This window comes from Paenibacillus sp. GD4, assembly GCF_030846225.1.
Classification (GTDB): Bacteria; Bacillota; Bacilli; order Paenibacillales; family NBRC-103111; genus Paenibacillus_G; species Paenibacillus_G silviterrae.
This window is the reverse complement of the sequence record NZ_JAVCYK010000001.1, coordinates 3,049,069-3,075,695: the sequence shown is the minus strand read 5'-3', so window position 1 is coordinate 3,075,695 and position 26,627 is coordinate 3,049,069. Positions and strand designations below refer to the sequence as shown.

Here is a 26,627-nt window from a genome sequence, read left to right as displayed (position 1 = left end):
AAAATGCGGTATAATAGATTTGAGGTGAATTAGTACATGGAAGCAGCGAATAACGGGTTTATGTGGTTTATTTTCTTTTGGGTGTTTGTTCTGATCACTTTCATGTCCATCGGCGGCTACTTCATGTTTCGTAAATTTATGAAGGTGCTTCCTAGGGAAGACGGCAAATCCACGCTCGATTGGCAAAATCATTACGTTGATTCCTCCCGTCACCTATGGACGGAGGATTCGAAGGCTTTCTTAGACATGCTCGTAGAGCCGGTGCCTACGCCGTTCCGCGACATTGCTAAGCACTCCATTGCAGCGAAAATCGGGCAGGTCGCCCTGGAGGACAAAGCAGCTCAGATCACCCAAGACCACTGCATCCGAGGTTATATTCTGGCAACGCCTAAACGGGATTACAAGAGCTTGACCTCATATCTGGATAAAAAACAGATCGACTACACTGCATATAAGCATCTATTGCAGTAAAAAAGAAGCTGCCCGATTTCTCCTGCTGAGCAGGTGATCGGGCAGCTTTTTTTATTTTTTGGGCTTGGTCGCCTTCGGCTCTTCTTGAGACAGCTGAACCGAAAGTGTGGCAACCGTCCCCCCTACGGTTTGTGTACCTTTGCGCACCTGCGTCCGCAAGCCTACCGTAGTAATTCCCCTCACATCCAGCGTAAGCGGCAGCTCCTCCTGCTTCACAAAAGCAATCTTGCCGTCGAGGATGATATACAGATCGATCTTGTCGATAGATTTAAGACCGATGGTCAGGTAGTTCTGGTCCTTCGGGATAACGGCCGTTTCAACCTCTCCATAAGCCTTAATGTCTTTCGTGATAACGCCCTTATCGTCAAAATAATCCCTCACGTTAATAACCGAAAGACTCGAGCTCGTTCCTCCGGAGGCCGGTGCCGGGTTGTTGATGACATTGGAGGTCGGATTATAGCTGAAAGGCGCTTGAGACGACGGTTGTCCCGTATTCGTTCCCGGCGCCGCTTGCCCCGGATTCGGAGCAGGCTGTGCAGCCGTTCCTCCTTGTGCATCCAGATCGAGGGAGGAGAACCGCTTTAGCGCATCCGTTTTCTTAAGATATCGATAAATCCTGTCTAGAATGGTTACCGCTTCCGCCCGGGTCACCGGATCATTCGGCCGGAAGTAGCCGTCCTCATCCGCCGTCAAAATCCCATTGTACTGCAAATGGGCTAAAGCTTTGGCTTGGATTTTGGTCAGAGGATCCACGGAGAAGTCGCATTCGCCGTTGTAGAATTCAAAGAGCAGCACCGGATACACCCGATTCGAGTCCGCATGCTGCAGGCCGCTGGCCTCGTAACGCCGCTCTGAGTCCGCATACTGCTTGATCGCTCCCGACTCGGTGAATTTCTCCACCCGAATATCGCGGTAGGCTTCAAGCATCGTGCACACCTGCTTATCCCCGAGCTTTTCATTCAGCAGCTTATTATCGAAGAAAGAGTACAGCATATTCGCCAGCTGCAGCCGCGTCAGCTTCTTATCCGGCCGAAACGCCAGCTGTCCGCTGTCATCCACCCCGTATCCGCCATATTCGAAGCTGCGGTCGTAGATTTCCGCAATCGGCTTGGCCGCCCAATGCAGCTCCGGGACATCTTGGAATGGCGGCAGCCTTTTGGAGGAATACGAAAGCTGATTCGGACGGTAAAAGTCAAACAGCCGATACACCATCATAGTCCATTCCGCTTTCGTCACCGGTTGATCCGGCCGGAAGGTGCCGTCAGGATATCCGACCAGGATTTGCTTGGCCGACATCGTATTGATCGACGGCTCAGCCCAGGCGTACCTTTGCGAGTCTACATCTATAAATGGAGTGGCAGCCTTCGCCTGAGGCACAGGGGCCACCGACGAGAACATCAGTACGAGAGATAACCCAATCGTTACGGCGCGTATCCGTTTAAAGCTATACCATTTCATTGATTCTAAAACCTCCCATCTCCCTTACTTTATCGGATGCTGAGGCTCCTTTTGTTACCCATTATTCGTATTTTTCCAGCAGCTCCTTTAATCTGGCCGGGTAATCCGTGATAATCCCCGATACCCCTGCATCGATCAGTCTGCGCATATGCGTCTCCTGGTTCACCGTATACGGATAGGTTTGAATGCCATGGGCGTTCAAATCGGCAATATCCTCCGGCTGAATCAACATATGGAACGGATGAAGCGAATACACAGGCATGCCGGACGCTTCCGCGGCAAGGCGATGCTGAACAAAGTCACTGCAATACAAGAGACCCACGGAAAAACGCGGCTCATCCTGCTTCAGCTGATAGAGCAGCTTGTGACTGAAGCCGGAGAGGACTACACTGTCCCACCGATCATACTGCTGCATTAGCGCTCTAAGCCGTTCCGACAGAGCCGGGCTGTACAAGCACTTCACCTCTACGTTGATCTTGATGTGGGCAGGAACCTGCTCGAACACCTGCTGAAGCGTCGGCAGCCGCTCGCCGGCGAAGCGCTCATGGAACCAGCTTCCGGCGTCCAGCGTCAGCAGCTCATCCACCGTGAGCTCAGAAATGGCTCCGCTGCCGTTCGTTGTGCGGTTGACCGTTTCGTCATGGCATACAATGATTTCGCTGTCCTTCGTCAAATGCACATCAAGCTCCAGCATGTCCGCCCCTTGCTCCATCGCCAGCCGGAAAGAGGCCAGTGTGTTCTCCGGAGCTTCTCCCGCGGCGCCGCGGTGACCGATAATGAGGGGGCGTTGATAGGACTTAGTACTCATAGCAAAGTTCCTCCTGTTACATGAAATGGTTGGATAAGCACAGAAAAGCCCCACGCTATAGGCATGGAGCTTGTTCTTACTACACTTTAATATCCAATTGCTTGCCAAGATAAGGATGCTGTGCTGCTGCGAAATCCTGAAGCAGCGTCGCGGCTTGAGCAGCCTGCGTATCCTTCACGCGATTCAATAACGTAATGCCGATCGCTTGCTTCAATGCATCTCCGCTGGAGGCTGCATTCAATGCGCCGTTGATATTCAACCGGATCACCCGATTCGTAAGTTATGTAATATGCGGTTGAGAGGACTCGAACCTCCACGGGCGTAAGCCCACTACCCCCTCAAGATAGCGTGTCTGCCATTCCACCACAACCGCGTGACGTAATTCTTATTATATCCGTTTTGTTGATAGGAGTAAAGACCGCGCAAAAGGAAAAACCCGCCCACAAATGTGAACGGGTCTTTATGCGGTTGAGAGGACTCGAACCTCCACGAGCGTACGCCCACTACCCCCTCAAGATAGCGTGTCTGCCATTCCACCACAACCGCAAATATTAGGTTATAAACATGAGCCATGTAGGACTCGAACCTACGACACCCTGATTAAAAGTCAGGTGCTCTACCGACTGAGCTAATGGCTCTTATACAAAGGACATCGCATGCCCTGCATGGATGAAAATGGTGACCCGTAGGGGATACTCTCCGCTACGCTTCGAGACTGCGAGGTATCACTAACGAAGTGTCGCTTCGACGAACCCGCGGGTTCTCATTAAAAACAGGGTAATGCTATGACCCGTAGGGGATTCGAACCCCTGTTACCTCCGTGAAAGGGAGGTGTCTTAACCCCTTGACCAACGGGCCGTGCGTCATGTCGAACTGTCGCTCTTTTTGGCGACAAGTGTTATTATAGCGAATAGGCTGAGGCTTGGCAAGTCTTTTTTTGAAGTAAAAAAAAGACTGTTGTCGCGGAAGCTCGAATGTCCTTTTTAGGGCAGAACTGTAATTTGTACAGTTATTTCTTGATGCTCGAAGGATTGCTTACCTGCATTGTGTGCAGCTAAAATAGCCTACTGCAAAGATTGAGGCAAAAAAAAGTGAATTTAACGGTAGCATTGCATTCATTCGCATAGGAACGGGCGTTTCCATTGAACACAACTGTATGATTTACAGTTAGTCTCACTCTTTTCGGGTTCAAGCCTCCCTCAATTGGGCGGATATAACAGAGAAAGACTTCTGGCTCCGCCTCACGAGACTCCGTGGTCTTCCCCCTCCCACTCCGATGTCCCCCTCTCCTCGGATAATCGATCAAACCCCTCTCTAGTCTCCGTACATAACGAAAAAAGCTGCCATATAGGCAGCTTTTCGTTATGTACGGAGAGAGAGGGATTCGAACCCTCGCACCACTTACGCAGTCTAACCCCTTAGCAGAGGGTCCCCTTGAGCCACTTGGGTATCTCTCCAAGATAATGGCTCCCCGAACAGGACTCGAACCTGTGACAACTCGATTAACAGTCGAGTGCTCTACCAACTGAGCTATCAGGGAACGGTTTAATTAATTTATCATGAATTTTTCTGTAAGTCAAGTGCATACAGCTTCAGTTTCCCGCGGCATTTGCCGCAAGCATACTTGGTCGGGTCGAGCTTGCGTTTGCGCATATATTCCACCTTGCAGCCCATGCAGACCAGCTTGTACCGATAAGGCTCCTTGCGCTTCATCGACGCAGGCAGTGATTGGCAATACCGTGTACCGCCCACCTGGGCAAGCAAATTTTGAAAATCCGCATCCCGATGCTGGTATCCCCGCTTCATCAGATGCAAATGATAATGGCAAAGCTCATGTTTAATGATTTTCTCTACATCCTCGGCTCCGAATTGCTCATACTGCGCCCAGCTGATCTCAATATCATGAGTCCGGGTAAAGTAGCGTCCGCCCGTTGCCGTCAGCCTGCGATTGAACCGTGCCTGATGCTGAAAAGGCCGACCGAACGACGATAGCGATATTTTCTCTACCCACAGCTGCAGCTGCCGGTCATCCATCATGTCTTCCCACCTGTTTCCGCCACCGCGCTTTTCCGGTTGCACGCAGCAGCTATTTGTAATGATCCATGGATTTCTCACTTGAATTGTAACCGCACCTTGGGCTACACTGTCAAGTAGAAATCTCTGACACACGGCATCCGCCCTGCGAAGAGAAAGAGAGGAGTCCCATCCAACGCCATGTCCAAAATGAGATACGCACTACTCCAGCTTCAAGACAACATCGAATTCGTCGAGCTTCCGGCATCCCATATTTATCAGCTGACAGCCCTGAATAAGAGGCTGCATAAGGAAATGGAAAAGCTTACCGCGTCGAATGTCCCGCCCCTTCCTACTGTAATTGCGGAGTTCGATAATTTGGATATCGTTCACCCCAGCTATCGGCTGCACCACGGTTTAGAGTATATCAATCAGCTGGAAACGACCTTTGCTTCCATTCAGGAAAAAGAGTACCCTCTTGTCTCGCTGCTCACTGAAATACGCGCTTTACAGGCGCAGCTGGAGCAATGGTACGAGGAAGAAGAGGATCTTGCTTAATTCTGGCATAGATTAATCCCTTGGGACCTGCACCTGACCTCCTATCTGCCCATATGCTATTGTTATCAACGGGGTATAGAGCTGGGAAGGAAAGGGGCTGGTCCGCGTGCCGCAATGGCTTTGCAACCAATTGATGCGTGCCTTCTATAATAAGAATCGCCGCCAGATTCGCCTATTGAACGATTGCTGGTATTTCTATCGGACACGAAAGAACGACAGCAAAACCGAGACGGAATCCACTACGTCACAAACGCCACTCTAACAACGACAATAGAGCATAAGCCAGACGAAAGGGAGCTCCTGCACCCTTGCTTCCGGCCTATGCTCTATTTTACTTATCTGGGGATGGATTCATTCATTTCCCAGCTCATTTCCCGTTTAGGGGGGCATTACTGCGGCTTCTTCATCGTCAAACTGACGCGTCCCTTCTTGGCATCGACGCTCAGCACCCATACGGTTACGACATCCCCGACGGATACGACATCCATCGGATGCTTCACGAAGGAATTGCTCAGCTGTGAAATGTGGACAAGCCCGTCATTTTTGATACCGATGTCGACGAAGGCGCCGAAGTCGATCACATTCCGCACGGTCCCCTTCAGCTCCATGCCTGGGGCCAAATCCTCAAGCTGCAGCACATCCGTCCGGAAAATCGGCGCCGGCAGCTCCTCCCGCGGATCGCGTCCGGGACGCTGCAGGCTGTCGATGATGTCACGCAGCGTAGGCACGCCTACGCCAAGCTTCGGTGCCAGCTCCTCCACGCGCAACTCGGACAGCATCTGCTTCAGCTCTGTGCTGCCTAGCTGGGACAGCTCCAGCTTGAGCTCGCGGAACAGCTTGTCCACCACGTCATAGGATTCCGGGTGAATCGGCGTATTATCAAGCGGGTTGCCCGCTTCCGAAATTCGCATAAAGCCTACGCACTGCTCGAAGGCTTTGGCTCCGAGCCTTGGCACCTTTTGCAGCTGCATCCGGCTTGTGAACTTTCCGTTCTCTTCACGATACTTGACGATATTCTTGGCCAGCGTGCTGTTTACTCCCGATACATACGATAACAGCGAGGGAGATGCGGTGTTTACGTCTACGCCGACATGGTTTACCGCCGACTCGACGACGAACGTCAAGCTCTCATCGAGACGCTTCTGCGTCACATCATGCTGGTACTGCCCGACGCCAATAGCCTTCGGCTCGATCTTCACCAGCTCGGCCAGCGGATCCTGTAGACGCCGTGCAATCGAAATGGCGCTGCGCTCCGCCACGTCCAACTCCGGGAACTCCGCTGCCGCCAGCTTCGAAGCCGAGTACACCGATGCCCCCGCTTCGCTTACGATTAAGTACTGCAGCTGTCGCCCCTTCAGCTCGCCGATCAAATCCGCCACGAACTGCTCCGTCTCCCGCGATGCCGTCCCGTTCCCGATGACAATGAGCTCTACGCCGTATTTTTCGATAAGCTGCTTGAACTTCGCCTTCGCTTCCACTACTTTATTGTTCGGAGGCGTAGGATACGTTACCGCGATCTCCAGCATCTTGCCCGTGTCGTCGACTACAGCAAGCTTACAGCCTGTCCGATAGGCCGGATCGACGCCAAGAACCACCTTGCCCTTCACAGGGGGCTGCAGCAGTAGATTACGAAGATTTTCCGCAAAAATCTGGATCGCCTTCTCTTCAGCCTTCTCCGTCATCTCCCCGCGCACTTCCCGCTCGACAGAAGGAGCAATCAATCGCTTATAAGAGTCCTCAATGACGGCTAAAAGCGTATCCCTAACGATGGAAGGGCCTTTGATATACTGCTTCGCCATATAATCGTGTATCCGTTCTGCTGGGACGTCCAGCGCCACCTTCAGCACGTCCTCCCGCTCCCCGCGATTAATCGCAAGAATACGATGGGGAGGCAGCTTTTTAACCGGCTCCTGATAGCTGTAATACATCTCATAAACCGTTTCGGCAGAAGCATCCTTCGCCTCCGTACGCACAATGCCGTTGTCGTATGTATGTTTGCGCACCCACGCGCGTACCTTCGCATCGTCCGCCATTTGTTCGGCGAGGATATCCATAGCGCCTTGCACGGCATCTTCCGCTGAAGCTACACCCTTGTCTTCATTCACATACTTGCGAGCTTCAGCGAGCAAATCACCTTGGCGGGGCTGAGACAGGATCCAAACCGAGAGCGGCTCCAGGCCTTTTTCCTTGGCTACGCTGGCCCTTGTTTTGCGCTTCTGGCGATACGGACGGTACAGGTCTTCCACTTCCTGCAGCTTCACCGCCTGCTCAATCGATCCGCGCAGCTCGTCCGACAGCTTGCCCTGCTCATCGATCAGCCGGAGCACCTCCAGCTTGCGATCCTCCAGGTTGCGCAGGTACGTCAGCCGCTCTTCAATATCGCGAAGCTGATTCTCGTCCAGCTCACCTGTCATTTCCTTCCGATACCGCGCGATAAAAGGAATCGTATTCCCTTCGTCCAGCAGACCGATCGTCGTCTTCACCCGGCCTACAGCAATCTGCAGCTCCTGCGCGATTTGTTTAAGAATGCGCTCGGCGATCGCCGCTTTTTTCTCCTCCGTCAGCTCCAGGCTGCCTTGCCCCTCTACCACTTGCTCCTTCGCCATCCCCACGACTCCTCCTTAACAAATAAACGCCCCAGCAAATAAAAAACGAGGGCATCAGACCCCCGCTTCGCATGAAATGCTCAAAATTCAATCAGTCCAACACTGATTTGCAAAGCTTCATCCACCTTACGCATGGTTTCTTCATCCAAGTGCGTGATTTTATCCGTGAGACGCTGCTTGTCAATCGTACGTATCTGCTCAAGAAGAATTACAGAGTCTCTGTCAAAACCGTGCGCTTCCGCTTCAATCTCCACATGCGTAGGCAGCTTGGCCTTTTGGATCTGTGCTGTAATCGCCGCCACAATCACCGTGGGACTAAAACGATTACCGATATCATTCTGAATAATCAGAACGGGACGGATACCGCCCTGCTCCGACCCAACGACCGGTGAAAGATCCGCGAAAAAGACATCGCCACGTTTGACAATCACTCGCTACACCCCGCTTACCAAACGGTCAAGAGTGTGGTCCGCTTCTTCCTCCGCCTGAAATGCCTCCGAGGCCATGTGCAGGTTGATCTTCGCCATTTCCATATACCCGCGCTGCATCGATTCACGCAGATGACGCTTCTTCCGCTCCACCAGATAGAGCTTCATCGCTTGACGAATGAATTCGCTGCGATTGGAATTCTCCTTCTCCACCAAATAATCCACTTCCTGGAGCAGATTATCCGGCAGGCTGATCATGATCCGTTTCGTGTTATGCGCATTGGCCACCTTATCATGCACCCCCAACAACATTCAAAGCCTATTACCTATCATTATGGCAAAATTCCAGCAAAATTATACAAATTGAGTATATGCGTGCGGTATATCAATTATGTTATACCTTTCGTCGCTCCACAAAGTATGTATAGAACATATTCGCGGAATAAGTGAAAAATCCTTTCAAACCCATGGAAAAACTTCATTGCCAAATGCATCCAACCCTTTTAGTGTAACGGGTCAGCGAATTAGCGGATTCACAATGGATACTACTTGGCCGCCCCTGACGTACACTCTAGGTACCCGGTGCGAGATCATACAGGTGATCTCATAATTGATCGTTCCAAGCCATTCGGCATGTTCTTCTGCTGTGATCCGCTCCTTCCCTTGTCTGCCTAGAATGACGACTTCTTCCTCTATAGGAATATCGGCAAGACCGGTCACATTCATCATACATTGATCCATGCAAATTCTCCCAACGATCGGGACCCGCTGCCCTCGTACCAGCACCTGCGCCTTCCCCGTAAGCATCCGCGAAAAGCCATCGGCATACCCGATCGGCAGCGTCGCAATCGTCTCCTCCTGCGTCGTCCGGTAGATCGCTCCATAGCTGACCCCTTCGTCAGGCGGTACCTGTTTGACCATCACTACACCGGTTTTGATGCTGAGTACAGGCTCGAGCTGGATTTGCTGATGATTGACCTCTTCCGAAGGGTATAAGCCGTACATGCTGATCCCGAGACGCACCATGTTAAAGGTTTTGTCCGGCATATCTATGGCTGTTGCACTGTTGCCCGCGTGGATATATCGGAAGGTAATATTTTGTTGCTGAAAATGCTCCACTACACGTGAAAATCGCTCATGCTGAGCCTCGGTATAGCTTTTGTCCTCTTCGTCGGCACAAGCGTAGTGAGTAAACAGTCCCTCAAGCTCTATGGAAGGGATGCTTAATGCCTTGGTGATGAGGCGGATCGCCTCTTCCTCCGAAGGGACCCCGATACGGTTCATGCCGGAGTCGATTTTCATATGTACTTTTAAAGGACGGTTCTGCGTGTTCAGGGCCTGCGCCGCGTTCAGCAGCTCCTCCGTGTAAATGTTCACTGTAATGTCATGCTCCCAGGCCGGCTGAAGCCCTTCCGGAGGCGTATAACCAAGCACCAGAATTGGCGCTGTAATACCCAGTCTGCGAAGCTCAAGCCCTTCATCGAGAAAAGCCACCGCGATATACGAAACGCCGCAGCGCAGCGCCTCCTTGCTTACCTCCAGCGCGCCGTGACCGTAGGCATCCGCCTTCACTACCGCCATCATGTTTACATGCTCCGGAAGCGCCTTACGAAACGCCTCTAGATTATGTCGCAGAGCATCAAGCGATATCTCCACTCTCGTCGGCCGGTAAAATGAATCCACTCTAGTCCACCTTCTTTGTTCTTATGAGGTATCTAAGGAAGCCCACAATACCCATTATATGTGCATAGGAATAGAACCATGTTAATCCCATACCAAATGGCTGTCAACGACAAAAACGGTACTATTTACGGTGTTGTGGACATGCCCTATAATGTAGAAGTAAGGTAAAACCGCTGTGGAAGGGAGGTTACGCGCGATGAGCGAGCAGATTCTTGGGCAGATATTGGAAGAGCTGCGGGGAATGAATGGACAATTGACTTCACTTAATGAACGAGTATCATCACTTGAGCATCAATTTCAAGAGTTCCGAGTTGAGGTTCGTACGGATTTGCAGGTATTAAAGGCAGGTCAGCAAGGTTTGCGCAAAGAGATTACGGATCGTTTCAAGGAAGTCGATGAACGCTTCCATCGTCATGAGTTTACGGATGATGTACTGAATCGCAATATTTTGAGGCTGGAAACCGAACTTCAGATGCTTAAAGAGAAAAAATAGCAGACATTACAGCTGCAACCCCTCTGGCGCCCTTACCAATGTATTCGCTAAGCACCCATGCACAGAAAGCGGATCACAAGGGTTCCTTTTCTCAAAAAAGAAGTGCCCCGGAACACTAGGTCCAAGACACTCTTCTTATTTCTGTTATTTGCCCATTTCGCCTTGTACGGCTTGAGCCACCTTAATCATTTCTGTCTCCGGCAAGTCGCCTGTAGATAATCGGAACTCTACCCCGTCGTACGTCCATGTCAGCGTCTTCTTAGAGTCACCCGTTACTACCCCTAATGTAAATCCGAGGTCAATCACGTTGCCTTGAAGCGATGTTACCGTTTGTGTCGTTGGACGGGATTCCACCAACGTATAGTTGAACTTCCCGGAATAACGAAGCATAACCCCTTGATCCTCGCCAAGCTTAATCATCGTTTTGTCCTGCAGCTTCACACCGCTTGGCATATAGTTCGGCTCAATGATCCCGAACTCCTGCTGCTTAGCCACATCCGTCTTGGCTGCCGCGGCGCCATTGTTTGCGCTTTTGTTACCAGTCGCCGTCGCACCATGGTTGTGCTTATCGCTGCCTGCATTAGCCATCGTCGGAAGCGACTGAATGCTCATGCTTGTCATATTGCGCTGCATGTCAAACTGATCCTTATCGAACTTAGCGCCGAATTCGAACTCATTGAACTTCATCATGACCATCACATTGCCGTTAGCGTCGGCTACTTCCACATGCTGCGGCGCGTAGGTCTTCTTGTCCAGCCACACCTTCTGACGGGCCAGAGAGCCGTTCTGGTAGTTCGCAACCACATCGAAGACGTAAGCCTTCTCATCGGCTGTCATTTGGCGCTCATTGTCCATCAGGATGCTTTGAGCGAGCGATTGGTACAAGTACACCTGACCTTGGTTCTCCGGCCAGTCACTTTGGAAGCGGAAGCTCTTATTCAAGTGAGGCGTCAATACAAATACACCATCGTCATTGCGCAGCACGATCTGGGTGATATCCTTCTTCTCATTCGTCAGCGAGATTCTGTAGAAGTGCGGAGCCTCATAACATACCTCCACCGCATATTCCTGCGGGTCTTGTCCCGTATGAAGCACCATCGTGCCGGTACCATGATAGCTTTGGAGTTTATTCATCACTCCATCCAGATCCTTGACTACCCCCGCTGCATCCTTCTTGCCCACACCACAGCCCGCCAATACCAAGCTGAAGCACATTACCAGGGCCACCACCCACGTGTAACGCCGCATTTGTACATCCCTCCACCACATATTAAGATCAACTGTTAACATGTCTATGTGGGGACTTGGACAATTATGCAGACGAGTTGTGGGTGGAAAAAGAAAGACTCCAACAACCCTTGTTGTTGAAGCCTAGAGATATTATTTATGACCAAAGTTTAATATTATGAAGTTTCGTGCAAATAGCATCGAATACAATGTTCTCTTTTTCAAGATTCTTCTTGTAGTTAGGTATATCTTCTGGGCGACCTTGGAGTTCGGGAGAAACCAGACAAAGCTTAAACCCTGCTTCCTTTAATGTTTGATAGCTATTTTTATCGATTGGTAACTTTGTGAAACAATCAACCCAAACCCATTTAACTTTGTTCTGCATCAATAAAACGGATTCTAGACTTTCATACTCCGAATACCTTAATGCGATATTATGTTCACCATTTTGAACAAGATTAAAAATCATCGGAAAGGATGAGTCAAGAAAAAAATAGTCTTTGATATTATACTTCTTTATTAACTCCAAGACCTTATGCTCAATACGCTCACTTTTCACATTGAGAATTATTGTTCCGTGCTTATATTGCTTAAGATACTCCTCAAAGCATTCGCCCTCTGTGAATGGATCATGATGGATAATTATTCTCCCATCTTTGTGGTCCCTCAAATCTAGTTCTACACCCAAGTGCATAGGTACATCTTTAAGCTGCTCGACAGAATTAATTCGATGTGCGATAAAATTCATTTTTTTAACTCTCCCTTTAATTTTTTACTAAAACTAAGGGTTCTTTTGATGAATTTCCATTTGGACGCTAACCCTGTGTTCCAACTCGATTGTCCATGTATGCGCTCAGGAAATATAACATCAAATCGTTCAATAGTTAAGTTCGCTTTACTTGCTTTATACAGAGCAAACAGATCAAGTGAAAAGTCATGTGGTGGACTCTTCCATGAATCAAAGAAAGAGCGATGAAACAGATTAGGTTGGGCATTGATATCGGATAATTTTGTACCCATGTAAATAGATTCAAAAATACTCATTCCCGAGGTGAAAAATTGATCAAAAAGCGGTCTATTTTTTCTGTTTCCCTTGACATAGATGTCCCCAGGGTATCCCTTATTCTCTATTATTTTCAGGGCTTTAATAACATCATTAGGGTCTGTTTGTAGGTCTGCATGAGTCCATCCTATATATTTTCCTTTAGCTTCCCGTAAACCACTGATTATACCGAATCCATACCCTTGATTCACCTGGACCAAAACAGTTCGAGCGAAAGAAAAGCCTGGGAGTAGTTTCCTAAGCACCTCTTCACTTCTATCAGTGGAACCATTGTTAACTAAAATAACTTCAATATCCTCTCGTCCGTTAATGCACTGGTTAAACCTTTCAAGAATTAATGGTATATTTTTCTCCTCGTTGTAACATGGGACGACTATCGTTAGTAACGTCACTTCGGAACACCCACCATTTCTGGCCTATGAAATTAAGAACTGTACTCACACCCGTTGCTATAAAAAAGGCAAATATAAATTGCTCTTCCAGGATGAATAAAACACTCTTGTTTGTGATAACATTTGCCCCTAGTGTCAAACTGTATAAAAGTAAGAATTTAAATAGCTCTTTACTACTGAAATGCTTCTTTTCAAAGGTCCAAAATTTATTAAAAATGTACGCGACACAAGTTCCCAGAAGAAAAGAAATCGATTTGGCTAATGAAATGGATAGTAATGCTGACAGTAGGTAATAACAGATCGAATCCGTTGTTACGGCCAATGTACCGGTAGTAATGAACCGAATTAGTTGTTTAACTGAATTGGATTTATTCATAGTCCTGAGCAAAACTACAGTATCTATTTGTTAACTCCAATACTTTAGTCTTATTCATTTGGTTATCGCTAGTTAATGTATACGGGTGCCAGTTACATTTATGGAAAAAGCTTTGCCAATACTCGAATGTTCTCAAGTCATTCGGTGTTCCCCAACAAACATAATGATCTAACTCAAATACTTTTGCGGTCAATCCATTATAAATTAATTCATTAACACAGCTATCTACATAAAATTCTCCATTTACCCGGATATTTTTGTTATACAGATTTCTAACAGCGTCAATAAAATATTTTGCTTTCTTAAAATAAAAAGTTGCAACAATCGCATGATCATTAAATGGGTCGTCACTGATAGGTTGTTTTACTGAAACGGACTCTATTATATCTTTATCGTTTACTTTAATCCATCCATACATTTGCGGATTTCTTTGACTTGAAACATGATGACGGAAGCTAAAGATAATAGCATCTATCGATTCATCATTAAGCAAATGTTCATATTTCTCTACACCCCAAATCATACCATTATCACAAGCAGCGATTAATAGAGGCGATTCAAGATCTACACCCTCTAAACCAAGCTCGCATGTGCAAGCTTGCCCTTCAGTAATTGAATTAAGTGAAACTATTTTGGCTTCAGGATAGACCTTTTTTATCTCATCTTCTAACGGATAATTATTTAAATGGTCCTGCAGACATATAAAAATGTGGTTTTCTGCATTCGGTAAAGAATCAGCCGCTTGAATGATCATTGGCTTCCCGGATACATCAATGAGTGGCTTAGGATCCTTATAATTTTCTTTTGCAAATCTGCTTCCAGCCCCAGCTAATGGAATCATATTAATACTTTTGTGTTGAGGTTGTATGTTATCAAGAGGTTTAATTATTCTTGCAAAATAATTAGACCAACCCTCATATTCCTTAAGGTCTTGAGGTGTTCCCCACTGTAACATGTGCTGGATTTCATAAATAGAAACTTTAAGTTGATCCCTAACTAACAGGTTATATACGAGACTAACGTAATATTCGCCATTTAAATTTTGGTCTTCTTCAATCAATTGAGTGAAGTATTTTTTTACATAGGATCCTTTTTTAAAATAGTAAGTTCCACTAGAAGCGTATTCTGCCATACGATTATCTGTGAACGGTGCTTTTTCTTTTATCTCCAACATCCACTGTTGCTCATCTCTCATAAAAGCATAGTTCGTTGTCCCCAACATATGTGGGTGAAAACCTTTATAAGCAGGAATAGCACCGTCAGCATTTCTATTACGAGTATGTCTAAGGAAATCTGTATAATCCCAATAGCAGGAGAAATCACAATAGTTTACAATCACTTCTTCTTCATCGTTTATCATCTCTTCGAGATACGAAACTGCGAAAACCGGACCTTTTTTGTGAGGAGGAATTTCCACAATCCGTCCATTCGGAGCGATTCTCTCAAGAATGGTTCTCATGTTCGTTGTCTTTAGGTGATCACTATTACATATAAAGGTGAAATTCTCTTCGCCTGGAAACATATTTACTACATGTTCAATGATCGGTTTTCCATCAACTTGAATCAGAGGCTTAGGATCCTCATATCCTGCCTCAATAAACCGCTTACCAATCCCTGACATAGGTATAATGATTTGCATTTATAATCTACTCCCCTGTATTTATAATTTTTGCCGATATTTTTCTGCGTCCCAATTTCCTAAATAATTTAATTCATCCGTCGTTAATAAATTAATGTTTTCAATATCATTGTGAGAGAAAGACATTAACTGAAATTTAAATACATCCTCAATTTCTTTTGCCTTTCTCACATTTGCTGCAACTATAAATAACCTCTGGTTATAAACAATAATTTTGGGTAAATCAAAATACTGATCATAATATATCTGGATAGATTCTTTGTCTTGCAGATTTTTTATTACGACTGGTTTTACACCACAGAATACAAATCCATCTGGACAAAATGGTGTTAGGGCCATTAATGTATCATCTGAGATGAGTTTAGCCAATTGAAGGTCTTCTGACAAGTAGGCTATATTACTAGTTCCATTTAAAGAATTGACTAACCTTGATATAGCATTAGCTAATTTATATTGTGATGAATCAAACTTTAAATATTTTTCTAGAGTAGAAGTTACACGTTCGTTTAATATTTCAATTTCCGTATATTCATCTGATGAAACAATCAACCCATGATTTTGCAAAAAAATTAGTTTCGGTTTTACTCCATGTAGAGAGATGTATTTCTGCAATTCTTTGTTCATCTCCAAAGCTAAATCAATACCAGGTGTTTGATAAGAAATATATAGTGGCTTATCTTCGGAAAATATATTTTCAAGACTCTCTTTCCATTGTTTTTGACATGTTATAATGTTGACTACAATGGGGTGTGTATGAAGTGTATACTTGTAAAGTAAAGAGTGTAAGAAAGTTTCGATAGAAGGTCTGATATTATAATCCGAATGAATTGAATCTTTAAGAGCGAATGCCGCATACTTTTCTCGTTGTTTTTTATCATCAATTTCAAGTAATTCTTCATTACTAAAAAGTTTAAGAATCTTTTTATTATTAACTAACACATAGCCCCGATCTTCTTCAACATCTGATAGCAAAAAACCTGAGGCTTTGATAAGCATCTCTTCTGAGTTAAGTTTAACTGACGTGTTTCCCCCACCAGCTTGGATTAGATCAAATCGTTCCCCTGCGTACTTGGACATTAAGGATAACTTCTTGAATTCAGACATCATATATACCTCACAATTTCCTCAAATTTACTTACTACAGTTGTATTTTGGGGAACTGTTACCTTGGGTTTTTCAGGTGAAATCCAGAAATTCTTAATGCCCAGTTCAGAAGCCCCTACAATGTCTTTTTTATATGAGTCACCAATCATACAAACTTCATCTGGTGTCATTCCTAATTTTTTTAATGCTAACAAAAATATATAAGGATGAGGTTTCTCCACACCTGCTTCCTCGCTCGTCACCACATATTGGCAATATTTATCAAGCTGTAACTTTTTTATTTTCTTAAACTGAACATCCGCAGTTAAATCCGTTACTAAACAGATCTTACTGTTTTTACTTTTTTGAAAAAACTCTATAACCCCTTTTGAAAAAGTCATATGAGTTATAAATGTGCTCCAATAAACCTCATAAGCATCCCCCGCCAAAGGCATACTCGGTTTACCCAACAACTCGAATAACCTTTGAAAATATAACAATCTATTATGAGAAGCAGCAGTACCGTGAAGCTCAATATGAATCTGATTCTTTGCGATATTATAGTATTCATATAGAATTTCATTCTTTATTGAAGACTGTTCGCTTAAAAAGCCAATAACTGATTGTAATGCTTTCTGATGAACGGGTTCATACTCATATAGAGTATTATCAATATCCAATAATAAACCATTATAACTCATTTTCTGTATACTCCCTCATTTTGTAACTAATCATAAGTAAAATGATAATTTGAACAAGCCCACGATGATTTGAATGCCAAGTACTTTCTCCGAAAAGAATTTCTTCTCTGTTTGGAATTACTTGATCAATTATCAGGTCAAAATTTACCTTGAGATCCCCTGTGTTTACAACAATAAATTGTGAGCTTAGATCTTCGGAATAATCATGTTCAATATATATTCTATAAAAATTGAGAATACTAACTAATGGTTCTAAATCCACACTTGAGTCCATAGTAATTTTTAGTTTAATTTCAAATTCAGCATTCTCGTCTCCAAGTTGAAAATCGTTTTCCGTATAATAATTTATTATTAAATCGGCAAATTGTTTTTGAGGCCATATATATTTCTGGGCATCATTCATTCGAAATTCAATTTGTTGAATTACCTTTTCTATGCTATAGCCTCTCTTCTTTGTATCTCTTATAATTTTCCAGTGTCTTCTAAGTTTTTCGTCTGTTTCTAGATATATTTTCAAATCAATGACTTTTCTCATCTTAGGTAAATAGAAGGGATGAAGTCCAGCCATGACAATATAGTTTTTTAGTGATACTTTCTGTGGTTCGGTAAACTTACCCGTTTGATGATCATACTCAACTCTATGAATAATTTCACCTTTTTTTATTGCAAGCAAGTCGTCTGCTTGCCTGTGAAGATAATTTGCTTTGGGATTTAAATGAGTAAAAACTCCCCAATTTTCGTCACCACGTTCCCACTTATGGTCACCGTCACCTTCTATATGAAGGACGTTATGCTGATTTAATAGCTTGTCAATATCACTCAATAATGTACTTTTACCTGATCCACTATCGCCTCCTACACCAACAACAAAAGATGAACTTTTCTTTTTATAAACAGAGTTACTCTTTATTCCGTACTTATATAAGGAGTATATAATCGCTAACAAACAAGCTTCTAAAATCGTGAAGAACAAATTTCTTAATATTCCGGAGTCTTGTTTTACATTTAATGCTTGTTGCAAAAAATTTATGTCACTAATTGGAGATACATGTAAAAAGATAAAATAAATTATATAGGCAAAAGCAAGTGAATAACTCAAAATGATGTTTGTTCTAGCATTCAATTTGGATGTATTTATAAAATAAAGTGAAATAAAAGGTATAACCCATAAATACCAAGCTGGCATAGGTGGCACACAAAGAACAAATACTGAGAACAATAGTCCCATAGAACTAAAAAACAAATCATTATTAATTTTGGGGTAGCCAGCAAATCTAGCATAAATTAATAATATGACAAATGGAGCAACGTAGATGTACAAATTATTAAAAATAAAATAAACATCAAATAACTGATTTTGTTCAGCATTAAATAAGACTAACTCATAAAAGCCTGCACTTCCTAAAAAAGGTGTCGAGAGACTTATATACATTGCAACAGGTACACCTATAAAAGAAAGGATAGTAATAGCAGGTTTTTTACTTTTAAATAAATAAAGTAGAATTATTGGCAACGCTGCAATGACATGAAACTTTGTGGTTATCGCTAAACCATAAATTACACTTGCACTTATAATTTTATTCTTTATTAGTAAGTAAAGGGATATCAATAACATCGCAGTCGGTATCAAATCTAACTGCGAATGCATGTAACTAGCATAAAGTACAATTGGTGATGCAAAATAAATATAGATGATTTCTTTGTCCTTACTAGGAAATATTTTATATAAAATATACAAAATTGAAAAATCTGCAAAAAAAATCGGAAGTTTTATAAACACGTTTTGTATAATTACCGGTAAGTGAAATGAATAAGGGATCCAATAGGATACTGATAAAATATAAAGCATCAGTGGAGGATAAGGAAATGATTTAGGTAAATTATTAACATAATAATATTCCCATGGATTATCAAAGGAAGTTAGGAATGTATGAACAAAAGGTACAAATAATTTGTCTTGATAGTCAGAAGAAAAAAGTGCCATTACAACAAGTTTTGTAATAACTATAAATAAAAAAAACCTATTTTTTATTATGCTTTGCATTCATGCGACACCTTTCGATATATTTCAACCTTATTTAATATATCATAAATTTTGGTCTCCGGCACGTAATGTTGTTACCAACGTTGCAAATGAAAATAACTACCACCGTCCTTCAAAAAATATTGTACCTATTGCACTATGGACAAGCAGACACATTCCACCTCCCCCGAATCCGTGGGACATAATGCCCTTCAGCGATCAGGGATATAGTGGCACACGATGTCAAGACAGCTTTTTTAGATTTTTAAGGTGTGAAATTTTTCACTAGGCTCTTTAGTTTCCCTCTTGGGAAACCTGAGTTTCATTACATAAATGGAAAAACTAGAATTATAAAGTTGATAATAGCTGTCCACAGGTGGAGGACAAAGCCCAAGCGAAGGCGCGGGAGAATTGGTTTATTCACACGTTGGTGTTCATTTATCGTTGGTATAGAACAGCTGGCGTTTGATATTGTAAGGATTGATGCGGTAAGTAGTGATTATGTAGATGAATGTAGCGTTCCACACCATGCCGGGTCTCTCGCGGACTTTTGTAATCATGAATGTAGACTTCATTGTACTTCAGACTTCTCCAGAACCTCTCGATCACGATGTTATCAGTTGCTCGGCCTTTGCCATCCATACTTATACGTACCTCATGCTCCTTCAGTAGGTCCGTGTACTGTGGGCTGGTGAAGTGGCTGCCTTGATCACTATTAATAATCTCAGGTTTGCTCTTCTCCAGTGAGCGCTTCATGGTGTCTAGAACGAAACCAATCTCTAGGCTCTGATCAAGCTGCCAGTCTACGATGTAGCGGGAGTACCAATCCATAACAGCATAAAGATACATCCAACCGTGCTTCATTCGTAGTGAAATAAGAGATAGGGCGTAGTCGGACTATTTCCCCACCTCTCTTTCCCGAACCGGACTTGCACCTCTCAGCGCATCCGGCTCTCCATTTAAGTGTTGCTCAAAGCAAAGGCGACTTCATCATAATAGGATTCAATTGTACGACGTTTCTCTGAACGCAGGATGTATGGGTTCTCCGCAGGAGTGCGCCATGTGAACCAGCCTTTGCGGCTAGTTATTAGCCTTTTCAGCGGCAGTTCTCCATAGAATCCTCGGCTGTTTTAGCCTTGCAGCACCCAGATTTTAGCCTTACCCTTCTCAGGTGATCGGACATAATCTCTCATCAATGATCGGAAGCCGCGCTTGTACTTTCGTGCCAACCAATAGCCGAGTTTCCAGAAAACCGTACGATCAACTTTACCGTATATCGTCGCGGTATGGTCTGTATATTGATAGAAGTTTGCCCAGCCTGCAAGTTGTCGGTTCAGGCTTTCAACCAGATCCATCTTGTTCATGCCGAAATTCCCTGACAGTTGCTTGACTAATTTCTCCGTGAAACGGCGGTATTTATCCCAAGGGATAGAAGATATAGGACGCATACGCCCTCTGGCTCCACGCTTACGAATAATACAATGGCCGAGGAACACAAAACCATCATTCGCATGCGTAATATGTGTCTTATCCATATTAAGTGTGAGTTTCAACCGATCTTCGAGAAATGCTCGACATGCTTCACGCACTTCATCTGCGTGCGCCTTGGTTCCTTTGACCACCACCACAAAATCGTCAGCATAACGGCAATAGGAGATTGCTGGCTTCTATTGTCGCTTCTCTCGTATTGCGATAGGGCGCTCTTTCTGAATGCCGAAGTTCCAAGCCCGCGATCCTTCCGTACCTTCTTATTCAGAAATTTCTCTTCCATCCACTGATCGAATTCGTGTAACATAATATTGGATAGGAGCGGTGAGATGACACCGCCCTGAGGAACTCCTTCACTAGAGGCCCGAAACAGTCCGCGGTCTACGCATCCCGCCTTAATGATTCTCCATAGTAAGGAAAGGAATCGTTGATCTGAGATGCGTTTACGAACTGCCTTCATCAGCAAACGATGATGAACGATGTCAAAGTAACTGGCCAAATCGCCTTCGATGACCCAACGTCCTGCAGTTGCTTCTGTGCGTTCATTTCCATCCTGCAGCTGTATTTTAACCGTTCGTATGGCATGATGGACACTTCGTGCCGGTCTGAATCCGTAGGATTGAGCGTGGAAGTCGCTTTCCCAGATAGGTTCCATAGCCATTACCATCGCACGTTGCACGATGCGGTCTCGGAGACAGGGAATGCCTAGGGGCCTAAGCTTGCCGTTCGCTTTTGGAATATATACGCGCCGCGCAGGCCGTGGGCAGTAGGTTCCTGTCAGCAATTCGTGCCGCAGGTTTTCTAGCTCAAGATCAAGAATCTCTTCCATTTTGCTCTTATTGATGCCATCCACACCGGGTGTTCGGGCACCGCTAGAAGCTAGGGTAATGCTAGCCGCTTCACTGAGCCAAGTCTTGTTTGCAATAAGTCTTAGGAGTCGGTCGAACTTGCGTTCTTTACTTTCTGTTGCCCATGTCGCCAGTTTGCTTTGCATTTCACTGATTATCAAAGGTCTTCACCTCACTAGGGTCAGTTAATATGCCGAGCAAACCACTTAAACTGCCTCCCTTCGCCATGTGGCCGGCTTTCCCGTCCTCGGACTACTACGGAGGCTCCGTCATTCTGCATAGCATCGGGGAACTCACTCCCTTGGCATCCATGCAGACTTTCCCCAGTTCACATGCTGGACTTCACACATGGGTTAGGCTGCCTATCGCAGTCTTTGTCCTTGCATTCTGCAAGTCACCGCAGACATCACGCTCTAGCTGTGCGCTCTTCGTGAATCCCTGTAGGTCAACGTACATATTTGACCGTCATTCGTGAATACCGTCAATTCGGCTAACAGTATTCCAGTCCGCGACCTGCCTGTTAAGCGGTGTAGGCAGGGGTGACATTTCAACCCTCAGATGCGGTTTAATAGGTTCGTGTTCCTCAACCTTCCCATGCTCAGCCTAGAGACTCATCTTGGCGTAACGCTTCGCCGCAAGCCCCGTTAACCGCGGACTACGTCACCTTGCCAGTGTCGGCAAGTCACCGCCGCTTCGGCTCACTTCCCCTCACAGCAGGGGAAGGATATGCCTGTATAAAAAAATCGACATATATTCCAAAACATGCTCAAGTAACTTCGTTCCACTAGGGGAACTTGTTAGCTGGGCGTACTGTAAGTGATATCCACACTCCATACATGGTCTGGCTTTGTAATCGCTAGCCCACGCAGCAGATAGGGATAAATGCGATGCTGCAAGTTCCGCTTGCTAAGGTTAGGCCCAGGATAGATAGCGGCTAACCCCATTTCTTGCATATACTTTTGAACCGTATTTCGATGGACCTGCAAGTCCTCTCGATTAAGAATTGCTGCAATCTTCCGGGATCCCAAGAATGGATGCTCCGTATAGATTTCATCAATCCGGTGTTTGAGGCGAACTTCCTCCAGAGAAGGAGGTACCGGCTTGTAATAAAGACTGGAGCGGTGGAGGCTAAGAATGTCGGCCTGAGCCGTTAGTGGAAGCTCTGTGCTATGCCAATCGAGCATGGACATACGCTGTTCACGTGTTTGATCCGTAGCCAGATTTTTTTTTGATCCACGCCAATTGAGTGGACAATTTTCCGACTTCGGCGTAGAGTTCATTGATCTGATTTTCATAGTCGTTTTTCATTTTGGTTGTCGCCTTACGATCATCTACAAACAGCTGATGTAGATTCTGGACTGCTTCCGCTTTCCACCGCTGGAGGACATTTGAATGAATCCCGTGTTCGGCTGAGAGCTGGGAAACCGACTTTTCTTCCTTCAAAATTTCCAGTACAATCTGTGCTTTTTGTTCTGGCGTAAACCTTCTTCTTGATGTGGCCATACAACTTAAATACTCCTTTTTTGCTGTCCAGTTTTCTTAGTCCATTATAGGAAGCGTATATGCATCCCAAACATACCAGGAAGCAATAAAAAGAAAAGGCATTACCATTAGCATGTCCCGTGATGGAATGCCCGCTGATAATGCTTGATTAAACCCTAAATTCTGAAACGTTACGTTCTATCTCGAAGGGATTACTTGTATCATGAAGGTAATCATTCAACACTTCCTTTTATTATTTACTATTGCATTCAAACGAAGCTAAATAACAAATCACTGATTGAATACGACTGTTTTAGCTTGTAAGTGCTTTGATCCCTGTTAAGTCAAGCGGCTGTGTAGAACGATATATTTATCATTCAGATAATGTACACTAACAGGCAATCACTTTTCCGGTGTATCCTCTGTAAACATCAATACACATCAATACACATCAATACAGACAGAAGCTCTCTATTTTTGTCCTTTTTCAGGATGAACTAATACAATACATAAATCATATTGTGTCCAATTGTATGAAATAGACTTCAATTCCAAATTAGAAGTAAACTCTTTATCTTTTATTTTTACATAATCTGTTGAGGTCATAAGTACTAAAGTGTCTTCCTTAATGTTATTTTCAATATATTTTATTACTTCTTCAGGGTTGTCTTGAGGGTAATCCCTCCAAGCCTCCATTAAATATAATTTTATTAAACGATTGTTAATATCATCATTAAATAATACTCCAGTTATGGGTTTTGGGAACTTATTTTCATTTGTATTAATTACATTTGTATATCTAATATTAAGACTTGTTAATGTATCTAAAGAGCCACCATAGGCATACCAAAGTGTAGACATAATATTTATATTATTTGAGTTACTTTGTAGCATATCTTTAATGGTCGAATCTAATCGCATATGATTATTGTTAATATGATTTTTAAATTGCTTCATTCGAATTGGCTCATAGAAAGATCCCGAATAAATTCTATGAACTCCTTCACGACTCATAATCTCATCCGAAAAATTATGATAAGAGCTATACCACAGAAAAAAAAGAGACCCTATTGCTATACTGCATATCAGTAGCATTCTTTTTCTCAAGATAAAAAGTTGTTTTAATCCTTCAATCACTGAAACAGCCAAGAATATAGTTGATATAACCATAAATCTGGATTCAACTAAATTCGATTTATACACAAAGGCTAGTGCTATCATTGGATACGTACAAATTAAAAATAAAACATATTTTTTATGTTTTATTAAACTCAATAATCCAACGAAATAAAATGTCATTGTAACAACGGACATGAATTTAACTGTTGTAATGGATGTTATTTTTAATAGATTCCATAAACCTGCATATGAGGTGCTACTATTACTTTCTTTAATAGATTGAATTATATTCAAATCTAAGTATTGATAGAATACAACTACAAATAAAGCAGTAAATAGCGCAAAATTTAAAGTGTGTTTAACTGATGAAGAATAATTATTTTTTTGGGATATCAATACTAACAATATCAAGGGTAGCATCGCGAGAATATCAATTCGCATTGTTGCTGATAACGCAAAAAGAAATGAGGAAAACATGTAATTCCTTAATGTCGGCTTTTCCCCAATATAATATAACCCAGCAGCTAAAAAAGGTAATGCATACGTTTGCGAATTCGGAAATGATGCTGCTGAGGAGAGTGCAGGAAATAATAACATTGCAATTCCACAAATATAAATATTGGCACCTGTTATTCTTTTCAAGAACAACATTCCATAAATAATAAAAGTTAAAAACGAAAAAATACTTAATATTCCCGAAGAGTTCATTGCATTTAAACCAGTTAAGCCACTTATCCATTCGGTTATGACATATCTTCCTGGACGATTAATATAATTGTATTCATCTAGTTTTACGGCTGGGTTATTAATGTTATAATTTATTCCTGAAGTTTCCATCGCTTCAAATCCCTCAATAGATACAAATGGAATAAATGATTGTGAAACAAATAATATCATAGCAATAAATAGTAAAAATGAAGTGTTTTTAACAATTACTATTTTAATTGTATTGTAAAATGAATATACCTTCCAATTAATCATTCGTATACTCCTTAACATCTTAGTTATTCTATCACTTCTATCACTCACCTTAAAAAGGTTTGTTAAGAGGTAAATATTATAAAACTTAATAGGCGTTACGGTTAATTAATCCATTAGTGATAGTCATCCAAATAATCTTTATATCGAAGATAAAACTCCAATTCTCAATATAGAATATATCATGCTTTATCCTCTCTTCTATAGATGTATCACCTCGTAAACCACATGCTTGAGCCCATCCTGTAATGCCAGGACGAATATGATGTTTTACCATGTATTTAGGTATTTCCCATTTAAACTGATCCACAAAATAAGGTCTCTCCGGTCTTGGTCCTACTACACTCATGTGCCCAAATAGAACATTAAAAAACTGTGGCAGCTCATCTAAGCTTGTTTTCCTTAAAAAAGATCCGAATTTTGTTTTTCTCGGATCATTCTCCGTTGTCCACAAGGTATCTGAATCCGATTCCTTTTGTACTCTCATGGAACGAAACTTATACATCTTAAAAGTACGTCTGTTTAAGCCGACACGTTCTTGTTTAAAAATAATAGGCCCCGAAGAAGTAAACTTAATACCAATTGCAATTACAATCAATAAGGGAAGAGTAAGTATAATTGCTAATAGCGAAAAAATAATGTCAAATGCTCTTTTAAAGAATCGATTTCTAAATTCATCAAGCGGTATATCTCTGACATTGATTAAAGGCATTCCGGCAAAATTATCAAAGTATGGCTTTGAAGGTAAATAATCATAATAATCAGGAATAATTAACGTTTTAACTCCTGCTTTTTCACAGGTATTAATAATCTGACCATACTTGTGATGAGCTGATAAGGGCAGCGCTATAATAACTTCGTCAATTAATAATCGCTCCAAAATGACTTCCAATTCGTCCACCTGTCCCAGGATGGGCTTAATTGCGTCAAGTCCGAGTTCATGCTCCTCATAAAGGTCGTCCAAAAAACCGACCACTTCGTACCCTAACTCGGGATGCTGTATTAGTTGCTTATAGAACCTTTTTCCCAAAGTGCCAGCTCCAAGTATTAAAACAAATTGCTTATTATAACCACGCTCCCTGAGCTTTTTAAGAGTATTTTTCAATATATATCGATAAAGACTGATCATTAAAATATTATTTACCAAGAATAATAAAAGATAAGATCGAGAAATATGCAATTCTTTAAAAATAAACAAGAAACTGAGTAGTATCAATAAACTGATTGAATGTACTTGAATTATTGTAAAAAGTTCGTAAGAGAATTTTTTGCGTCGTTTTGGGGTATAAAAATTAAAAAAATAACTAAGTACTACCGCTATTCCACTATACAATAAACTCCACTGAGCATATATCTCTAAAGGCAAAGGATTTTCAAAGGGAATAATGCCACTTTTAAATTTTAACCACCAAGACAAGATGAACACACATTGAATACATATAAAATCAGCTAAAGCGTATATTTGCGAAAGGAAACTTTGGCTTTGTCTTAACAATTGCTTTCACCTCACTTGAAACCAAAAAGAGATTGATATCTTCTTTACATATATAATACCTCCTACGTTATTCTATAACAAAGAATATTAATATGCTATAAGAAAAATTATTAACATATATAATCCACTGGAATAAATGGGTATAATTATTAGTCATTCAGGTCATGGGAGAAACTGAGTTAGGAGCAGCAATTT

At 43.1% G+C, this 26,627-nt stretch carries 27 protein-coding genes and 6 tRNA genes; 4 read left to right on the top strand and 29 right to left on the bottom strand.

Going from position 1 to position 26,627, the window contains the following annotated elements:
- Nucleotides 1-36 precede the first annotated feature (36 nt).
- On the top strand, nucleotides 37-471 hold the full coding sequence (locus RAC89_RS14750; RefSeq protein ID WP_306614334.1) for a DUF2621 domain-containing protein: 435 nt from the start codon (nucleotides 37-39) through the stop codon (nucleotides 469-471).
- 51 nt (nucleotides 472-522) lie between these two features.
- Here the strand turns inward: RAC89_RS14750 and RAC89_RS14745 are convergent, their stop codons facing one another.
- The 10 genes from RAC89_RS14745 to RAC89_RS14700 all read right to left on the bottom strand — a co-directional run bounded on the left by RAC89_RS14745 (nucleotide 523) and on the right by RAC89_RS14700 (nucleotide 4,771).
- The gene (locus RAC89_RS14745; protein WP_306614332.1) at nucleotides 523-1,929 is read right to left on the bottom strand and encodes an S-layer homology domain-containing protein; all 1,407 of its coding nucleotides are present in this window, start codon (nucleotides 1,927-1,929) and stop codon (nucleotides 523-525) included.
- A 61-nt stretch (nucleotides 1,930-1,990) separates the two neighbouring features.
- The gene (locus RAC89_RS14740; protein WP_306614330.1) at nucleotides 1,991-2,737 is read right to left on the bottom strand and encodes a glycerophosphodiester phosphodiesterase; all 747 of its coding nucleotides are present in this window, start codon (nucleotides 2,735-2,737) and stop codon (nucleotides 1,991-1,993) included.
- A 79-nt stretch (nucleotides 2,738-2,816) separates the two neighbouring features.
- Complete coding sequence (locus RAC89_RS14735; RefSeq protein WP_306614329.1) at nucleotides 2,817-3,005, bottom strand: putative motility protein; 189 nt, start codon at nucleotides 3,003-3,005, stop codon at nucleotides 2,817-2,819.
- Between the two features lie 22 nt (nucleotides 3,006-3,027).
- Nucleotides 3,028-3,110: transfer RNA gene (locus RAC89_RS14730), tRNA-Leu, on the bottom strand.
- 90 nt (nucleotides 3,111-3,200) lie between these two features.
- Nucleotides 3,201-3,283: transfer RNA gene (locus RAC89_RS14725), tRNA-Leu, on the bottom strand.
- Nucleotides 3,284-3,302: 19 nt separating this feature from the next.
- Nucleotides 3,303-3,375: transfer RNA gene (locus RAC89_RS14720), tRNA-Lys, on the bottom strand.
- A gap of 148 nt (nucleotides 3,376-3,523) precedes the next feature.
- A tRNA-Glu gene (locus tag RAC89_RS14715) sits at nucleotides 3,524-3,595 on the bottom strand.
- Between the two features lie 511 nt (nucleotides 3,596-4,106).
- A tRNA-Ser gene (locus RAC89_RS14710) sits at nucleotides 4,107-4,194 on the bottom strand.
- A 7-nt stretch (nucleotides 4,195-4,201) separates the two neighbouring features.
- A tRNA-Asn gene (locus RAC89_RS14705) sits at nucleotides 4,202-4,277 on the bottom strand.
- A gap of 17 nt (nucleotides 4,278-4,294) precedes the next feature.
- Nucleotides 4,295-4,771 (bottom strand): SprT family protein, encoded by a 477-nt coding sequence (locus tag RAC89_RS14700; RefSeq protein WP_306616099.1) that lies wholly within the window; start codon nucleotides 4,769-4,771, stop codon nucleotides 4,295-4,297.
- Nucleotides 4,772-4,951: 180 nt separating this feature from the next.
- On the opposite strand from RAC89_RS14700, the gene RAC89_RS14695 reads away from it, so the two are divergent.
- Both RAC89_RS14695 and cmpA read left to right on the top strand, forming a co-directional pair.
- Nucleotides 4,952-5,308, top strand: coding sequence for a hydrolase/acyltransferase (locus RAC89_RS14695; protein ID WP_306614327.1), 357 nt, complete (start codon nucleotides 4,952-4,954; stop codon nucleotides 5,306-5,308).
- A gap of 106 nt (nucleotides 5,309-5,414) precedes the next feature.
- The gene (cmpA, locus tag RAC89_RS14690) at nucleotides 5,415-5,570 is read left to right on the top strand and encodes a cortex morphogenetic protein CmpA (RefSeq protein WP_306614325.1); all 156 of its coding nucleotides are present in this window, start codon (nucleotides 5,415-5,417) and stop codon (nucleotides 5,568-5,570) included.
- A 127-nt stretch (nucleotides 5,571-5,697) separates the two neighbouring features.
- On the opposite strand, the gene RAC89_RS14685 is transcribed toward cmpA, so the two are convergent.
- From RAC89_RS14685 to alr, 4 genes are all read right to left on the bottom strand, one after another.
- Complete coding sequence (locus RAC89_RS14685; RefSeq protein WP_306614323.1) at nucleotides 5,698-7,914, bottom strand: Tex family protein; 2,217 nt, start codon at nucleotides 7,912-7,914, stop codon at nucleotides 5,698-5,700.
- Nucleotides 7,915-7,994: 80 nt separating this feature from the next.
- Nucleotides 7,995-8,345 (bottom strand): type II toxin-antitoxin system PemK/MazF family toxin, encoded by a 351-nt coding sequence (locus RAC89_RS14680; RefSeq protein ID WP_269881020.1) that lies wholly within the window; start codon nucleotides 8,343-8,345, stop codon nucleotides 7,995-7,997.
- 3 nt (nucleotides 8,346-8,348) lie between these two features.
- Nucleotides 8,349-8,630, bottom strand: a complete 282-nt coding sequence (locus tag RAC89_RS14675; RefSeq protein ID WP_284644992.1) for a CopG family ribbon-helix-helix protein — start codon at nucleotides 8,628-8,630, stop codon at nucleotides 8,349-8,351.
- A gap of 228 nt (nucleotides 8,631-8,858) precedes the next feature.
- On the bottom strand, nucleotides 8,859-10,025 hold the full coding sequence (alr, locus tag RAC89_RS14670) for an alanine racemase (RefSeq protein ID WP_306614321.1): 1,167 nt from the start codon (nucleotides 10,023-10,025) through the stop codon (nucleotides 8,859-8,861).
- Between the two features lie 196 nt (nucleotides 10,026-10,221).
- Between alr and RAC89_RS14665 the strand changes: the two genes are divergently transcribed.
- The gene (locus RAC89_RS14665) at nucleotides 10,222-10,518 is read left to right on the top strand and encodes a hypothetical protein (protein WP_306614320.1); all 297 of its coding nucleotides are present in this window, start codon (nucleotides 10,222-10,224) and stop codon (nucleotides 10,516-10,518) included.
- A 144-nt stretch (nucleotides 10,519-10,662) separates the two neighbouring features.
- Here the strand turns inward: RAC89_RS14665 and RAC89_RS14660 are convergent, their stop codons facing one another.
- The 15 genes from RAC89_RS14660 to RAC89_RS14600 all read right to left on the bottom strand — a co-directional run bounded on the left by RAC89_RS14660 (nucleotide 10,663) and on the right by RAC89_RS14600 (nucleotide 26,432).
- Nucleotides 10,663-11,766 (bottom strand): outer membrane lipoprotein-sorting protein, encoded by a 1,104-nt coding sequence (locus tag RAC89_RS14660; protein ID WP_306614319.1) that lies wholly within the window; start codon nucleotides 11,764-11,766, stop codon nucleotides 10,663-10,665.
- Between the two features lie 136 nt (nucleotides 11,767-11,902).
- On the bottom strand, nucleotides 11,903-12,493 hold the full coding sequence (locus RAC89_RS14655; protein ID WP_306614318.1) for a PI-PLC domain-containing protein: 591 nt from the start codon (nucleotides 12,491-12,493) through the stop codon (nucleotides 11,903-11,905).
- A complete protein-coding gene (locus tag RAC89_RS14650; RefSeq protein ID WP_306614317.1) occupies nucleotides 12,490-13,200 on the bottom strand; it encodes a glycosyltransferase family 2 protein in 711 nt (236 codons plus the stop codon). The genes RAC89_RS14655 and RAC89_RS14650 overlap by 4 nt, the downstream gene beginning before the upstream one ends.
- Entirely contained in the window at nucleotides 13,136-13,576 is a 441-nt protein-coding gene (locus RAC89_RS31730; protein ID WP_373429940.1) for a GtrA family protein, read from the bottom strand. Before RAC89_RS31730 ends, RAC89_RS14650 begins: the two co-directional genes overlap by 65 nt.
- A complete protein-coding gene (locus RAC89_RS14645; RefSeq protein WP_306614315.1) occupies nucleotides 13,569-15,215 on the bottom strand; it encodes an NTP transferase domain-containing protein in 1,647 nt (548 codons plus the stop codon). The genes RAC89_RS31730 and RAC89_RS14645 overlap by 8 nt, the downstream gene beginning before the upstream one ends.
- A 21-nt stretch (nucleotides 15,216-15,236) precedes the next feature.
- Nucleotides 15,237-16,292 (bottom strand): class II aldolase/adducin family protein, encoded by a 1,056-nt coding sequence (locus RAC89_RS14640; RefSeq protein WP_306614314.1) that lies wholly within the window; start codon nucleotides 16,290-16,292, stop codon nucleotides 15,237-15,239.
- Nucleotides 16,293-16,318: 26 nt separating this feature from the next.
- Entirely contained in the window at nucleotides 16,319-16,999 is a 681-nt protein-coding gene (locus RAC89_RS14635) for an HAD family hydrolase (protein ID WP_306614312.1), read from the bottom strand.
- Complete coding sequence (locus RAC89_RS14630; RefSeq protein ID WP_306614310.1) at nucleotides 16,989-19,043, bottom strand: hypothetical protein; 2,055 nt, start codon at nucleotides 19,041-19,043, stop codon at nucleotides 16,989-16,991. The genes RAC89_RS14635 and RAC89_RS14630 overlap by 11 nt, the downstream gene beginning before the upstream one ends.
- A gap of 417 nt (nucleotides 19,044-19,460) precedes the next feature.
- Nucleotides 19,461-19,853: an integrase core domain-containing protein gene (locus RAC89_RS14625; RefSeq protein ID WP_373430022.1), complete on the bottom strand. Its 393-nt coding sequence runs from the start codon at nucleotides 19,851-19,853 to the stop codon at nucleotides 19,461-19,463.
- A 299-nt stretch (nucleotides 19,854-20,152) separates the two neighbouring features.
- Entirely contained in the window at nucleotides 20,153-20,644 is a 492-nt protein-coding gene (locus tag RAC89_RS14620; protein ID WP_373430021.1) for a group II intron maturase-specific domain-containing protein, read from the bottom strand.
- Nucleotides 20,572-21,519 (bottom strand): reverse transcriptase domain-containing protein, encoded by a 948-nt coding sequence (locus tag RAC89_RS14615; protein ID WP_306614307.1) that lies wholly within the window; start codon nucleotides 21,517-21,519, stop codon nucleotides 20,572-20,574. The genes RAC89_RS14620 and RAC89_RS14615 overlap by 73 nt, the downstream gene beginning before the upstream one ends.
- 636 nt (nucleotides 21,520-22,155) lie before the next feature.
- Nucleotides 22,156-22,542, bottom strand: coding sequence for an IS3 family transposase (locus tag RAC89_RS31725; RefSeq protein ID WP_373430020.1), 387 nt, complete (start codon nucleotides 22,540-22,542; stop codon nucleotides 22,156-22,158).
- Between the two features lie 13 nt (nucleotides 22,543-22,555).
- Nucleotides 22,556-22,861, bottom strand: a complete 306-nt coding sequence (locus RAC89_RS14610) for a transposase (protein WP_306614305.1) — start codon at nucleotides 22,859-22,861, stop codon at nucleotides 22,556-22,558.
- Nucleotides 22,862-23,311: 450 nt separating this feature from the next.
- On the bottom strand, nucleotides 23,312-24,940 hold the full coding sequence (locus RAC89_RS14605; protein ID WP_306614304.1) for a hypothetical protein: 1,629 nt from the start codon (nucleotides 24,938-24,940) through the stop codon (nucleotides 23,312-23,314).
- Nucleotides 24,941-25,025: 85 nt separating this feature from the next.
- On the bottom strand, nucleotides 25,026-26,432 hold the full coding sequence (locus RAC89_RS14600) for an undecaprenyl-phosphate glucose phosphotransferase (protein ID WP_306614303.1): 1,407 nt from the start codon (nucleotides 26,430-26,432) through the stop codon (nucleotides 25,026-25,028).
- Between the last annotated feature and the right edge of the window lie 195 nt (nucleotides 26,433-26,627).